Annotated in this window: 8 protein-coding genes; 7 read left to right on the top strand and 1 reads right to left on the bottom strand. The window is 43.5% G+C overall.

The features are described 5' to 3' along the window. Nucleotides 1-264 precede the first annotated feature (264 nt). The 7 genes from ACE1EF_RS07280 to ACE1EF_RS07250 all read left to right on the top strand — a co-directional run bounded on the left by ACE1EF_RS07280 (nt 265) and on the right by ACE1EF_RS07250 (nt 13,169). Nucleotides 265-1,536, top strand: coding sequence for a DEAD/DEAH box helicase (locus tag ACE1EF_RS07280; protein WP_375719974.1), 1,272 nt, complete (start codon nt 265-267; stop codon nt 1,534-1,536). Nucleotides 1,537-1,569: 33 nt separating this feature from the next. Beyond that, complete coding sequence (locus tag ACE1EF_RS07275) at nt 1,570-1,992, top strand: VOC family protein (RefSeq protein ID WP_375719973.1); 423 nt, start codon at nt 1,570-1,572, stop codon at nt 1,990-1,992. A gap of 39 nt (nt 1,993-2,031) precedes the next feature. After that, nucleotides 2,032-3,948: a sialate O-acetylesterase gene (locus ACE1EF_RS07270; protein WP_375719972.1), complete on the top strand. Its 1,917-nt coding sequence runs from the start codon at nt 2,032-2,034 to the stop codon at nt 3,946-3,948. A gap of 118 nt (nt 3,949-4,066) precedes the next feature. Beyond that, the gene (locus ACE1EF_RS07265) at nt 4,067-6,247 is read left to right on the top strand and encodes a polysaccharide lyase family protein (protein WP_375719971.1); all 2,181 of its coding nucleotides are present in this window, start codon (nt 4,067-4,069) and stop codon (nt 6,245-6,247) included. Between the two features lie 20 nt (nt 6,248-6,267). After that, nucleotides 6,268-7,419: an endo-1,4-beta-xylanase gene (locus ACE1EF_RS07260; RefSeq protein WP_375719970.1), complete on the top strand. Its 1,152-nt coding sequence runs from the start codon at nt 6,268-6,270 to the stop codon at nt 7,417-7,419. 37 nt (nt 7,420-7,456) lie between these two features. Then, entirely contained in the window at nt 7,457-9,499 is a 2,043-nt protein-coding gene (locus ACE1EF_RS07255; RefSeq protein WP_375719969.1) for an alpha-glucuronidase, read from the top strand. 145 nt (nt 9,500-9,644) lie between these two features. Continuing rightward, entirely contained in the window at nt 9,645-13,169 is a 3,525-nt protein-coding gene (locus tag ACE1EF_RS07250) for a beta-L-arabinofuranosidase domain-containing protein (protein WP_375719968.1), read from the top strand. A 44-nt stretch (nt 13,170-13,213) separates the two neighbouring features. Here ACE1EF_RS07250 and ACE1EF_RS07245 read toward each other — a convergent pair whose 3' ends face one another. Next, nucleotides 13,214-16,108, bottom strand: a complete 2,895-nt coding sequence (locus ACE1EF_RS07245) for a PAS domain S-box protein (protein ID WP_375719967.1) — start codon at nt 16,106-16,108, stop codon at nt 13,214-13,216. Nucleotides 16,109-16,230 lie beyond the last annotated feature (122 nt).

Genomic DNA, 16,230 nt, shown 5'->3' with positions numbered 1-16,230 from the left:
AACAATTATCAGATCAACAGGACCGTTTATCAACTGTTTTATGGATGGTTTTGAGCATAGTCGCGCCTATTTTCAGTATTTCTGTATCATTAAATTCATTTACATCCCGGCTGTAACCCTTTTAAATAAAGGGATGTAGTTAAAAACAGAATTATTCTCCGTTTTAAGCTGATTTAAGAGTAAGAGTCACTACTTTTGCCCTCCTATGATTCTATCCCTGAAATTACTCCCACAGCTTACATTTTATACAGAACAGTCAGTAGCATGAGATTTGAAGATCTGGAATTAATTAAGCCTTTACTTAAGGCATTAGAGGACGAAAAATATGAGGTTCCAACCTCGGTTCAGGAAAAAGCGATACCACATATATTGAAACGAAGGGATGTACTGGGCAGTGCACAAACCGGAACGGGCAAAACCGCCGCATTTGCTATCCCAATCCTGCAGCATCTGTATCAGGACCGTCAGAATCAGAATAGTCCGCGTAAAATTAACGCGCTGATTATTACACCTACGCGGGAACTGGCGATTCAGATCGGAGAGAGTTTTTCTACCTACGGAAAGTATACGGGATTAAAAAATACGGTCATCTTTGGCGGAGTGAATCAGACAGCCCAGATCAGAAGGTTACGCAGTGGCGTGGATATTCTGGTGGCAACACCGGGCAGACTGCTCGATTTGATGGATCAGAATTATATTCGCTTAAACCATATTGAATATTTTGTGCTGGACGAGGCAGACCGGATGCTTGATATGGGTTTTATTCACGATATCAGAAAAATCATCGCTAAACTTCCCGGCAAACGGCAGTCCCTGTTTTTCTCTGCTACGATGCCGAAAAACATTGTGGATCTCTCACGGAAGATATTGAATAATCCGGTTAAGGTTGAGGTTAGTCCGGTGTCTTCTACCGCTGAAACCATACAGCAATACCTTTATTACACCAACAAATCAACAAAAAAGGATCTGCTGCAACATATTCTTAAAGACCGGAAGATGGATCAGGTTTTGTTGTTCTGTAAGACCAAGCATGGTGCCGACAGAATTGTACGCAATCTGTTTAAACAAAAGGTGTCTGCTGCTGCCATTCACGGCGATAAATCGCAGAACCAGAGGCAAAAAGCTTTGGGTAAATTTAAGCATGGTGAGATCCGGGTTTTGGTGGCTACTGATATTGCAGCACGGGGAATAGATATTAACAAGCTGAAATACGTGATTAATTACGACATCCCGAATATCGCTGAAACCTATGTGCACAGAATTGGACGTTCAGGCCGCGCCGGAGATGAAGGCGTTTCCATTTCTATTTGTGAACCGGAAGAAAACGACTGGATCAGGGATATTGAAAAACTCATTGATCAGAAAATTGAGATCATTACCGATAATCCTTTTCCGCAGACGGACCGCCCAATGACAGCAGGTGAAAAGCAGGAGTTCGAAAAGGAGAAGTTGCTGAGAAAGCAGGAATATTTTGCCAACAGGCATAAAAATCAGAAAAGACCGGATAAATCACACTCGGGCAGGCAAAAGAAATAATGATAACTTTGTATGGAATCTTAAAAAAATCCCATGCAACCGCTTATCGATCATATACAGATTACAGTAAAAAACATAAAAGTAGCAGAAGCATTTTACGATAAGTTTCTGCCAATCCTGGGTTTTGACATCAACAGAAAGGTTAAGGCATTTATCAGGGAACACGACTTTCATGTGATTGAATATACGCACGATAACCTTGCTTTTGCCATTACTTCGCCAAGAAAAGCCTTTCAGAACGACAGTATAAATCGTAGAAAACCTGGCGCCTTGCATCACCTGGCGTTCAGAGCAGAATCAAGAGCTGAAGTTGATAATGCATACATGCAATTATTAAAGATCGGTGCTGACATTGTGTCTGAACCACAGATTCATCCGGAATACAGCGATACGTATTATGCTGTTTATTTTAAGGATGCTGAAAACATTAAATACGAGATTGTATGCAATAGCTGACTTTAAGCTATAAGAAATTATTTCTAAATTTGAGATCTTATGAAAGGAGTCTCAAATTTTATTCTCATTACATTATTCCTGCTGCTTGATCCATATGAGGTATTTGGAGAGGTAAAGCTGCCTGCTTTAATAAGCAACGGCATGGTATTGCAGCGCGATATACCATTAACCATTTGGGGTTGGGCTGATCCGGATGAAGAGGTTCAAATTATTTTCAGAGACAAAAGCTATGCAACGAAAGCTGATACCCACGGCAAGTGGAGCACAGAGTTAGATGCTTCTGAAGCAGGCGGTCCTTACGACATGCAGATTAACACCATTACCATCCATGATATTCTGATTGGTGATGTATGGTTATGTGGAGGACAATCGAACATGGAGCTGCCACTGAGCAGGGTTACCGATCTGTATGCTACAGAAATTGATCGCATAAATAATTCTGATATCCGTATTTTTCGCGTACCCATAAGCTATCATTTTCAGGGACCACAAACCAGACTTCCGGGAGGCTACTGGATGAAAGCAGTGCCGGCTCATATCAGGTCTTTTTCTTCTGTTGCGTTTTTTTTTGCTGCCGAACTCCAACAGCGCTATCACGTTCCGGTTGGCCTGGTGAATATTGCGGTAGGTGGTTCGCCGGCTGAAGCATGGTTGAGTGAGGAAAAGTTGAAACACTATCCTGAATATGCCGAAATGTTGAAAATCTGTTCAAACCCCTCATATATTGACAGTGTGGAATCATCGGACAGGAATCGTCGAAACGCATGGTATAAACAGCTGAACGCCAATGATCCGGGTGTGGCACTTTGGTCAGAAACCGGAGTGGATGTGTCCGACTGGCCTTCCATGTCACTTCCGGGATACTGGAATGATAAGGGACTGGATCTGATAAACGGTTCGGTCTGGTTTCAAAAAAGCTTTGATGTACCGGATAAACTTTCAGGCAGAGAAGCAACGCTTCGCCTGGGACGAATTATTGACAGCGACTCAGCATTTTTAAATGGAGTTTTTATTGGATCTGTTGGATACCAGTATCCACCACGCATTTACAAGGTGCCGTCCGGTGTTTTAAAATCCGGACGAAATGAGCTGATGGTCCGGGTAGTCTGTCCGAACGGTAAGGGGGGATTTGTAGTCGATAAACCATATAAAATTTTGATTGATTCTCTGGCTATTGATCTGACCGGCATGTGGAAGTATCATCCGGGAGCAGCTATGCCACCATTAAACCCTCAAACGTTTTTTCGCTATAAACCTGCCGGCTTATACAATGCCATGCTTTTTCCGGTCCGGGATTTTGAATTTAAAGGCGTGATCTGGTACCAGGGAGAATCAAACACCGCGAAATCGGATGAATACAGGAAGCTGTTTTCCGATGTCATTAAGGATTGGCGTTCCGCCTTAAATAATAGTAACCTGCCATTTTTGTATGTTCAACTGGCAAATTACGGGGAAGCGTCCTGTTGTCCCACCAGGAGTAAATGGGCTGAACTCAGAGATGCACAGCGAAGGGTTTTAGACCTTCCAAAGACCGGTATGGCCGTAACGATCGATTTAGGGGAATGGAATGATATCCATCCCCTGAATAAAAAAGAAGTGGGGCATCGCTTAGCCCTACAGGCAAATAAAGTTGCTTATGGTGATACCGGAATCATAAGCTCCGGTCCGCTCTATGAGCATATGTCAGTGGAAAACAACAGCATTGTCCTTACGTTTAAGTCCACAGGTACAGGGTTTAACACCAATTGCAGGCTGCAGGGATTTGAAATTGCCGGTTCAGATGGACAATTTGTGGCGGCTGAAGCTGCTTTTATGAGTCAAAATTCCATCAAAGTCTGGAGCAACAAAATACAGCATCCACAAGCGGTCAGGTATGGATGGGCTGACAATCCGGCGTCTGCCAACCTTTACAATTTAGAGGGCTTACCGGCTTCCCCTTTTACAACTGCAGACTGAAACGATTTTGGAAATATGGCAGGGAAGGTTGTATATTGTACTGATTATTAAGGATGATCACTTGGTTTGAACCACAAAGAGTTAACGTCATAAAAGTAATACGCCAGCATAAAGTAACATGAATAGGGTTAAAGACCTCATATTTATTGTATTGCAGTTGTACTTTTTTGCTGTACCTGCTCAGAATATTGCTGTGGTTAGCGGGAACACGGTTGCTGTAGATAACGGTATAATTGAAGCTCAGATTGATGGTGGAAAGATGATTTCGGTGAATCTGAAGGGAGAAGCCAATCTTCTGAATAATGGCGGATACGGTTATTTTTCCTACAATGACGATAACGGTTTTTTTTCTCCTTCAGCTCTTCAGCCCGGCATAAAAGTAAATACAGCCGAAATAGCAGATATCTATTTTCAGAAGGTCGATAATTTTGATATTGAAATGCACTTTGTGTTTCGAAAAAACGAGTCCGGGTTTTATACTTACTTCGTGGTTTCGGATGCCGGACTTGCCGGTAAATCGCTTGGACAGTTGCGGTTTGCCTTTCGCGTGGATAAGGCCATTTTTGATTATGCCTGGACTGTAGAACGCCAGGGCTCCATGATTCATCCGGATGTGCTGGCAAATTATGTGGAGGAAATTCAGGATGCGACCTTCCTGCTTCAGGATGGCTCCATCTATACCAAATATGACTGGTGTACCTATAAAATTTACGACGATCTGCATGGCCTTATGGGGAACGGAACAGGTGTTTGGAATATAGAAGCCAGCCATGAATACATTTCCGGTGGTCCAACCATGCAGGAGACTACACTCCATGGGACAAATACAACGCCAATATTGCTTTGTCCCTTTTTAACCGGCCATTTCGGGAGTGAAACCATAACGCTACAGGATGAATATACACATTGGAGCAAGATCTTTGGCCCTGCATTTATCTATATCAACAGTGGAACAAATGAAGAAATTATTGCGGATGCCAGGCAAAAGGCAGCAGAGCTGAAATCAGAATGGCCGTACCAGTGGCTTGGCCATGATTTGTACGTGCACTCCCGTGGCAATTTAAACGGAAAGCTGGATATAAAAGGCCGTGGAACGGTGGATAGTGTCATGGTGGTGCTATGCAAAGCCGGGCCATCCTGGATTTCTGAAGTAGGACGCTGGCAATGGCAACCTTATGACTATTTCTTCTGGGCTGAAGCCGATGAAAAGGGGAATTTTGAAATTGAAAAGATTATTCCCGGAAACTATACCCTTTATGCCTATACGCAGAAAGGCAAATTAATTGATGAGCTGAGACAGGATAACGTGCTTATCAGTGAAGGGAATAATGATGCAGGCATCATTCAGTGGGATGCTAAAGACAGAGAAAAAACAATTTTTCAGATAGGGATAGCAGATCATAAATCCGACGAATATAAGCTGGGAAACCTGCCAAGAGCCTATGGCCGTTGGAAAGAATCACCACATGAGCTGACCTATAACTGTGAAGACGATACTCCACGTGATAACTGGTATTATTGTCAGCGGGTGAACAGCACCTGGGATATAAAATTTAACATAGCAGATGTTTCAGTTTTGAATGATCCCGTAATTAAAGTAGCGCTGGCTGGAGTGGATGCCGGGCCACACCTCGATCTTATCCTGAACGGTGAAACCGTTTCGGTGAACGATCTTTGGAGTGACAGCGGAATCCGCAGATCCTCACTGACCAGTGGAAAATACAAACTGATTGCCTGCGATGTGGATAAAAGCCTTTTACTGGAAGGTGAAAACACCCTGCAACTCAGAAGTTACGGCTCAGCACAGGAATATAAAGGAATAATGTACGATGCGATCATCCTGGAAGCCGATACCAGTAAAAGTGTGCACGACCCGTCGCTGGCATCACTCAAGGTAAGTGCAGGACAGCTTAGCCCGGCATTTAATTACAGAATCGGCACCTACATTGTTTCTGTCCCGCAGGGCACTACAGTATTACCAAGCGTATCAGTCCTTGCTGCCAACGAAAATGCCATGGTCCAAATTGATAACGTGACCGAAATTCCGGATACCGCATATGTGCATGTCACAGCGGATGATGGGATATCTACAGCTACCTACAGGATCATTTTTGATTATGCAACATCAATACAAACTGTTAAAATGGATGTGGAAGATGAAAGCAAGAGGGTAGATGTTTATACGGTTTCAGGCCGTCGTTTACGTTCAGGCGTTGAAAAGGAAAAAGCACTGAAGGGATTGGAAAACGGAATATACATTGTAGGACAAAAAAAAGTAGTTGTTACAGAATCAAAATAAACAATAACATAAATCTATTGATGGAAACAAAATTCTCCGGTCGAAGGGCCTCTGGTCTCTATTATGCACTGCTTTTTCTAATGGTATTATCGACCATTGCATGTGTGCCGAAATCCAGTCAAAAAGAGTTGGTGTTAAAGGATGCGTTCAAGGGTAAGTTTTATCTTGGAACAGCCCTGAACGGAGCCCAGATAACAGGTCGGGATACCTTAGCTGTCCGTATTGTAAAGGAACAGTTTAATGCCATCGTGGCTGAAAACTGCATGAAGAGTGCATCGCTTCAGCCGGAAGAAGGTCGGTTTAACTTTTCGCTGGCTGATCAGTTTGTGAAATTCGGGGAAGAAAATGACATGTTCATATCGGGTCATACCCTCATATGGCACTCCCAGATTCCCCGATGGTTCTTTACAGACAGCCTTGGAAATGATGTCACACCGGAGGTATTGAAGGAGCGCATGAAACAACATATCCTTACTGTTGTCGGCAGGTATAAAGGTCGTGTGGAAGGCTGGGATGTGGTGAATGAGGCCATCCTGGACGACGGATCATACAGACAAAGTAAATTCTATCAGATACTGGGTAAGGATTTCATCAAGCTGGCATTCAGGCTGGCACATCAGGCTGATCCTGAAGCAGAGTTATATTACAACGACTATTCAATGGCAAATGCCGGAAAACGTGAAGGTGTTGTCAAAATGGTGAAAGAACTTCAGCAGGAAGGCATTCGGATTGATGGCATTGGTATGCAAACACACATCGGATTAAGTTACCCGGATTTGGCAGAATATGAAAAAAGCATGGAAGCCTTCGCAGGTCTGGGGCTTAAGGTCATGATCACAGAAATGGATCTGACGGTATTGCCTTCACCATGGGGAAATACAGGGGCTGATATTGCTCAAAACAAGGCATACCAGGAAAAGATCAATCCCTATAAAGACGGACTGCCTGATTCTGTTTTGCAAAAGTTCAACGCCCGTTACCTTGATTTTTTCGGTCTGTTTCTAAAACATCAGGATCAGATTTCACGGGTTACCTTCTGGGGTGTGACTGATGCCAATTCCTGGCGCAATAACTGGCCGGTGAGAGGACGAACCGATTACCCTCTGCTGTTTGACCGCAGTGGCAGAGCCAAACCGGTAGTTACGGAAATCATACAGGAAACCAAAAAATAAAGTAACAAACAATACAATCCGGTCAAAATGCCATAACATGACACGAACACTTTTACTTCTCACGCTGCTATTATGCCTGAACATCACTGCAGAAGACGGTCATCAGCTCTGGCTCAGGGCACAGAACACCGGTCAGGTCACCGTAAAATGTAAAACAGGTTCTCCTACACTGGATATTGCAGCACAGGAGTTACATCAGGGATGGCAGGGTAAAGATGGCGGCCACATCAAACTGAAGATAAAGCAGGACAAAAGGATTACAGGAGATGGATTCCGGCTGACACGAAACAGGATTTACGCTCAAACCGAACCGGGTATTCTCTACGGTGTATATGAATTGCTGCGTCGTCAGCAGACCGGAGCACCTATTGATAGGGTCACTCAAAACCCGTCGTATGATCTTCGTCTGCTGAACCACTGGGATAACCTCGATGGGAGCATCGAACGTGGCTATGCCGGTTCATCCATATTCTGGCGCAAAGGCAAAGATGCCTTTACTGTTACAGCACAGGACAGAAACCTATGGACGGAGTATGCGCGGGCAAATGCGTCGGTCGGGATAAACGGGACTGTTTTGAATAATGTCAATGCATCACCTCAAATGTTAAGTCCAAAGGTTTTGAAGAGGGTTCAGGAGATCGCTGATGTACTGAGGCCTTATGGTATAAAACCGTATCTGGCGGTTAAATTCTCCTCTCCTTCGCTGATCGGCGGACTTAAAACGTCTGATCCGCTTGATCCTGATGTTATAAGATGGTGGCAGGAAAAAGTCAGTGAAATATATGCGCTTATCCCCGATTTCGGTGGATTCCTGGTCAAAGCTAACAGTGAGGGACAGCCGGGGCCACAGGATTTCGGCCGGACCCATGCCGATGGGGCTAATATGCTGGCCGATGCATTAAAGCCGTATGGTGGAATTGTGATGTGGCGCGCCTTTGTCTATAAACCTTCCGGGGATGATCGCGTCAAACAGGCTTATAACGAATTTGTCCCTTTGGACGGAAAGTTCAGGGACAATGTTATCATCCAGTCCAAAAACGGGCCGCTGGATTTTCAACCACGTGAACCCTTCAGCCCGTTATTCGGAGGGATGAAGGAAACGGCTGTGATGCCGGAACTGCAGATTACACAGGAATACCTTGGTCAAAATGTACACCTTGTTTTTCTGGCGCCCATGTGGGAGGAGTTTTTTAACAGCGAAACCTATATGGAAGGACCCGGAAGTACCATTGCCAGATATACAGGTGGTGACATAATTCCTTTTCAACATACGCTGATTGCCGGTGTGTCAAATATTGGTTCTGACCCAAACTGGTGTGGTCATCCCTTTGCGCAGGCCAACTGGTATGCTTTTGGCAGAATGGCATGGAACAATGCCTTAAGCAGTGAACAGATCGCCGATGAATGGATAAAGCTGACGTTTAAAAATAGTTGGGGAAATGACGCAGGCAAAGAGATATTTAATGAAAAGTTTATTTTGCCGGTAAAGGAAATGATGCTTAAAAGTCGTGAAACAGCCGTTAATTATATGATGCCACTTGGGCTACATCATATTTTTGCTGCTAATCATCATTATGGGCCCGGTCCCTGGTGGGCGCCTGCAGGCGTAAGAAAAGACTGGACACCACCATATTATCACCAGGCTGATGACAAAGGTATCGGGTTCGACCGGACCCGGACCGGAAGCGATGCTGTGAGCCTGTATCATAAACCATTGCCATCTGTTTTTAACGATTTGAAAACTTGTCCTGAAAAGTATCTGCTTTGGTTTCATCATGTGCCATGGGATTACAAGCTGCATATTGGTAATACCTTATGGAATGAGCTGTGTTACAGGTATGATCGTGGTGTTAAAGAGGTAGATAAATTTCAAAAAACCTGGAATAATATGGGATTGTATGTGGATTCTGAACGCTTTTATCAGGTTCAGGGTAAATTGCGGGAACAATACGATAATGCCCGTATCTGGAAGGATGCCTGTCTGCTATATTTTCAGCAGTTCAGCGGAATGCCTTTACCTGATAATGTAGAACCACCGGTTTACAGGCTGAACGAACTGATGCAGATAGATAAAAAGTGATAAACCACATTTTAACGGATGAATGCAATAAAATCCCTGTATACTTCTTCATAAAAACGAATTAATTTCTGGATTGAACTCAATTTGAACCGGATAATGCCTATAAGTTTTTAAATTTGCCCCGTACTAACAACGTGCTTTTCACATGAAAAAAACCATTTTTTATGCCTTTGTAGTTATGCTTGGTCTGCAAACTGCAAATGCACAAACAGATTATACTGATTCCATTACTAATCCTAGTTTTGAAACCGGCAATGCTAACGGCTGGAACTGGAGCGGAACAAGCGGCTATACATGGGTTGGCGTGAACAACGATGGAGACGACACCAAAACAGGGACGTACATTGCCGGCACATGGAATGCGAACATTGGCGATGTTGAACTTTCTCAAATGATCACAGGGCTTCCGGACGGTATGTACACCGTCACAGGAGATCTTATGGGAAGCAGCAATGCAAGCACCAGTCGCTTAACTACCCAGCGTATTTTTGCCAACGGGGTATCGCAGTTGTTTGGATCAGAAAGCGATTATTCCACAGATAATCTGTCTGTTTTAGGCAGGGCAGAGACGTATTCTTTCGGCGGATATACTGAAACTCAAAACGACAGGGGACCGTTTTTAACATTGACGGTCATGGCTCCGGTAACCGATGGTAATTTAGTGTTGGGTGTTCGTACAAATGGTAGAGCAACTCAACAGGGATATGCTTTTCCAAACCTTACTTCTGGAGATGGTCATGGATGGTTCAAGGTGGATAATTTTACGCTGACCTATATCGGTGAGTTAACTGAAGAAGTGAAAACCAATGTCTCTCTATTGAATATTAAAGTCACAGATGGGCAGTTTGAACCGGATTTTAATCCTGACTCTCTAACCTATGCGGTGACACTGCCTGTTGGTGCCACATCGGTCAATCCGGAAGTGGTTCCGGCTGTACCCGGTGTTGCTGTTTCAGGAAATGAAGCGGTTGATATCACTACAGGAACAGGGGTGTCTGTGATAACAATCACATCTGTAGATGGCTCAGAATCAAAAATATATACGCTGAATTACACGGTTGAAAACCCGTTTGAAATTACCGGTGAACAACAGGATAAACTTTACACCAATGAGTTTCCACTGGGAGATGTTACGCTTTTGGATGGTCCGTTTAAACATGCGGAGGATCTGAATATCCAGACGCTTCTGAAATATGATGTGGATCGCTTACTTGCTCCTTATCGCAAGGAAGCAGGTTTATCCGCAAAAGCAACCAGTTATCCCAACTGGATCGGACTTGACGGACACATCGGGGGACATTATCTTACGGCAATGGCTATCAATTATGCGGCTACCGGCAATACAACCTGTAAGCAACGCATGGATTATATGGTGGATGAATTGAAATCCTGCCAGGATGCAAACGCAGTTAAATATCCAGCATGGGGTGTCGGTTATGCCGGAGGTGTTCCTTCAGGTAATTCGGTATGGTCAACATTTAAAACAGGGAATTTCAGCAACTATACTGCAGCCTGGGTTCCCTGGTACAATCTGCATAAAACGTATGCCGGCTTACGTGATGCCTGGCTATATGGTAATAATGAAACCGCGAAGGAAGTATTCCTGAAATTTTGTGACTGGGCCATTTCGATCACTTCCGGTTTATCTGATGCGCAGATGGAAACCATGCTGAATACAGAACATGGTGGCATGAATGAGGTACTGGCTGATGCTTACCAGATGACCGGTGAAGCAAAGTATATCACAGCGGCGAAACGGTTTTCACATAAGCAGATTTTAAACAGCATGGCTGTTCATGTTGACAACCTGGATAACAAACATGCCAATACACAGGTGCCTAAAGCTGTCGGATTTCAGCGAATTGCAGAACTGACCAAAGATGTGGCATACACGAATGCAGGACAGTTTTTCTGGCAGACCGTGACACAAAACCGCAGCCTTGCACTTGGAGGCAACAGCCGGAAGGAATATTTTCCACAGGCTTCTGCCTCCATGGATTATATCAACGATGTGGAAGGACCCGAATCCTGCAATACCAACAATATGCTGAAATTGACAGAAGATCTGTTTCGTATTGATCCTCAGGCCAAATACGCTGATTTTTATGAAAGAGCGATGTTGAATCATATTCTTTCCACCCAGCATCCGGAACATGGTGGATATGTTTACTTTACGCCGGCACGTCCTCAGCACTACCGGGTTTATTCTGCGCCCAACAAAGCCATGTGGTGTTGTGTTGGAACCGGTATGGAAAATCATGGTAAATATGGTGAGTTTATCTATACACATGATGACGAATCTCTCTATCTCAACCTCTTTATTGCATCAGAGCTTAACTGGAAAGAAAAAGGTTTAACGCTAAGACAGGAGACATCTTTTCCTGAGGAAGAGCAGACCGTTTTAATTGTATCTGCGGTTGCACCAACCGATTTTACACTGAAAGTTCGTTCACCAAAGTGGGTTAATGCAGGTGAACTGAAAATTATTGTTAACCACGATACGCTTGATGTGCAGTCAGATCCACAAACCTACATCCCGGTTCAGCGCACATGGAGTGACGGAGATACTGTGAAGGTTTTACTGCCCATGCATAATACAATTGAGCAGCTTCCCAACGTATCCCGCTACGTGGCCATCATGCATGGTCCTGTACTGCTTGGTGCAAAAACCGGAACCCGGGATATGGCCGGACTTATTGCGGATGACAGTCGCTGGGGACATATTGCCAGTGGCAGCCTGATGCCCCTGGATCAGGCTCCTGTGCTTGTTGCTGATAGGGACAGCATCCCTGCAAAAATAGTTCCTGTAGAAGGGGAGCCATTGCACTTTAAAGCAAATGATCTGTTTCCTGATGCAGAAGATAGAGATCTGGTACTGGAACCGTTCTACAAAATACATGACGCTAGGTACATGATGTACTGGCTGACCCTGAACAAGGATCAGTATCAGAGCGTACTGGATAGTCTGGCTGAAATTGAGAAGGCAGAACTGGAACTGGATGCACGGACAGTGGATCAGGTAGCACCCGGTGAACAGCAGCCGGAGGTGGATCACAACCTGCAGAGTACCAACTCCAATACCGGAAACTGGCAGAATGAATTCTGGCGCGATGCCACGAATGGGGGATATATCAGTTATTCATTCAGCACCCTGGGGAAACAGGATCTCTCGTTAATGGTTCGTTACTGGGGAAATGAAACCTTTGGCAGCCGTACATTCGACATTTTAATCGACGGTGTGAAGCTGACTACAGAGAACTTAATCGGGAAGTGGAATATGGATCAGTTTATGAATGTGGAATACCCGATACCAAATTCCATGACGGAAGGGAAGGAACAGATCACCGTAAAATTTCAGGCCATTAATTCATCTAATATAGCCGGTGGATTATTTTACGTTCGCTTACTGCAACCTGCTGAAGAGACCGCAATCTCTTACGAAGTAGTGGATAACATGGGTTGGAAAGCTGATGTTGTAGATAAAAGAATCAGGATCACAGTATTGCCTGAAAATGGAACCGTTACCTTGTATGATATCCGGGGAAAACTGATGGAAAAGCGTCAGATAAGAAATTCTTATGAAGAGTTTGAATGCCGTGAGAGCGGGATTAAAATTATCAGGGTTTTTTCAAACGGTGAAGTACAGACTGGTAAAATTGTTGTTCCATAGTTTCCAGTTTTCAGACGGGTTCGCTCTGCATGCAGTAAAACAGATTACCCAAGGTAATGTCTGACGGTCTGAAGTAACTGTTCTTCTTTCACCGGTTTTGGCAGGTAACTGTTACAGCCGGCATCGAGAGCTTTGCGTTCATCTCCGGGCAAAGCGTAAGCTGTTTGTGCAATAATTATTACATCCTCGTCTGTTTCCCGTATCTTTTTCACAAGGTCCAGTCCGTTAATATCAGGTAACCCAATATCCATCAGTATGATATCCGGTTTAGTTTTGTTGAAAAGCATCATGGCTTCCTGGCCGGTTTCGGCATACAGAATATTTGAAAAGGACTCTTTCAGAATTTCTTCATAGTAAACTTTGCTTGCCAGATCATCTTCTACAACAAGAATTTGTTCTGTGTTTACCTGTTTTTTCGTCCGTATTTTCTCATTAGCTGCGGACTCAACTTCCTTCTGGGGCAATAGCGCAACCGGCATCTGAAACCAGAATTTTGAACCTTTGTCCTGTTCTGATGCCAGATTAATTTTGCTTCCCATCATTTCCGTCAGTTTTTTAACAATGGCAAGTCCAAGACCTGTTCCACCGTAACTTCGGGTGGTATTATTATCGGCCTGACTGAACCGTTCAAATATAATTTGCTGCTTGTCTTCCGGTATTCCGATACCGGTATCAGATACAAAAATCTCGACTGTCTTATCGTCTTTCATAATGAATCCAAAATCGATACTACCTTTATGGGTAAACCGAATTGCATTGTCCAGAAGATTCGTAATGACCTGGGTGAGGCGATTCTCGTCACTGTTTAAATAAACCGGATTTGGAGGTATTATTACATTTACGGATACATCCGGTTTTTTATACTCTTTAATTTTATTCTGATAGATGGCATTGATACTGGAAAGCATTGTACCGATTTCAAAAACATACTCATCAAAAACAATTTTTCCTGTTTCAAGTCTTGAAATATCAAGAATGTCATTGATTATTTTCAGCAGGCCCTGAGCACTTTTGTTTATGATTCTTCCAAATTCCTGCCTGTTTTCTTTCGTCAACGTATCACTTTCGGTAAGCAGATTGGTAAAGCCCAGTATGCCGTTTAACGGGGTCCTTATTTCATGACTCATATTGGCCAGAAAAGCCGACTTTAAGCGTTCACTCTCTTCTGCCTTCTCTTTGGCAATTACAAGATCATTAAAAAGCTTCCGTTTCTCTGTTACGTCATGAACAACACTGTGCAGAAGGTTCTTCCCTTTATACTCTGTTTTGCTGGCATAGACATCCACATCTCTTATTTCCCCGTTTTTGAGCCGATGTTTAAGTTCGAAAAATATTTTTTTATTCGTCAGGACCAAATCCATTTTATGCCTGATCTCATCTTTGGATAAAACATTGATCTCAGCGATATTCATTTTTTTCAGTTCCTGAATGCTCCATCCATAAAATTCTGAAGCCGCTTTATTGGCCTGAACTATGTCACCGTTATCGGGATCTAAAAGAAATTTAATGGCCGCATGATTATCAAACAGATTGCGATAAGATTCTTCACTTTCCTGTAGCTGTATTTCATAGTTTTTCCGGTCTGTAATATCCTGTATTGTTCCAAACATTCTTACAGGTTCCCCTTTGGCATTAAATTCCAGTTCACCGTTTCCCAATACCCAGCGGACAGCCTGATCATTATGCCGGATAATCTTATACTCCTTTTCGAACGGGTGTTTTCCTTTAACCACATAATTGATAAAGTATTCCATCATCTCTTTTCTGTGATCAGGATGCACCAGTTTATTCCAGCTCTCAAGTGTATGAGGCGTACTTTTTGTGATTCCAAAAATTTCATCCAGTACAACAGAAGAAGTCCAGTGGTTATTTATGATATCCTGATCGTAGGTGCCAATTTTGCCGACCCTTTGCGATTCTCTTAGCCAGAATTCACGTTCCTTGTAGCGAGCTTCACTCGCCTTGAGTTCATTCTGGTATTTTCGCTCATCTGTCTGATCTCTGAAAACAATCACCACACCAATCGTTTTACCTTCACTGTTTTTTATGGGCGCACCACTGTCAGCCACAGGAAACTCGTTTCCGTTTTTTGAAATTAACAGCGTCTGTTCTGCCAAACCAACAACGGTTCCACTCTTTATAACCTTCTCAACAAGGTTTTCTGCGGTCTCACGGGTCTCCTCGTGTATGATATGGAAAACCGTTTCCAGGTTTTTCCCCTTCACCTCGTTAAACTTCCAACCGGTCAGTTTTTCTGCAACTTCATTCATCTGGGTGATTTTTCCCCGGGTGTCTGTACAAATTACCGCATCTCCAATGCTCATCAATGTGGTGCGGTATAATGCCTCACCGTCCTTATTGGCATTGAAGTTCTTTATATAGTTTTCAATTAACTGGATTAAAATGGAAATAATGGCAAATGCCAATGGAAATACTGTTAGTACCGGCACCCATAGCTGATTGAAAAGATAACTGAATTTGAGCTCAGGATGTACAATTTGTGAAAGCAGCATGAAAACATGGGAAATAATTCCGATAAGCAGGAATTGCCAGAAGTTTATTTTGTACAGTTTTTCCCTGAGGTAATAGCGGAACAGTAAACCGATGCCACTGCACACCAGGATGGTTGCGAGTCCTGGTAATGTGCCGGCTCCACCCAGGTATATCCGGTAAGCAGCCGATATGGCAGCTGAAATAAGCACTGTCAGACCCCCGCCCCAAAGGCCGGCCAGGGTCAGAACCACCGATCGGCCGTCATATATGGTTCCCTGATCATAGACAAACGGATTCATCATAGCTGCAATGGCTATAAGACCGAATAATAAACCACTGGTTAAGTGATATAACCGGTTTAGATCGCGTTTGTACCATTCAATAATGCCATAAAGAAATGAAAGTGTTACAAGTAATGTAGCATTTTCTATAAATTCCTGAGTCATTTCAAATCCTTACTGTTTTCCCAAAAATACTAATTTATTCGCATCATAAGCCTTTAAAAATTAAGGAAAATCAAAATACAAGGTGTAAACCAGTTGACTGTCAGAGAGTAAGTTCCATCGTT

Origin of the sequence: Quyinboa sediminis (assembly GCF_042219855.1) — a bacterium.
Taxonomy (GTDB): Bacteria; Bacteroidota; Bacteroidia; order Bacteroidales; family UBA5342; genus JBHJHP01.
Note: the sequence above shows the minus strand (reverse complement) of the source record. Positions and strands in the feature narration are given on the sequence as shown.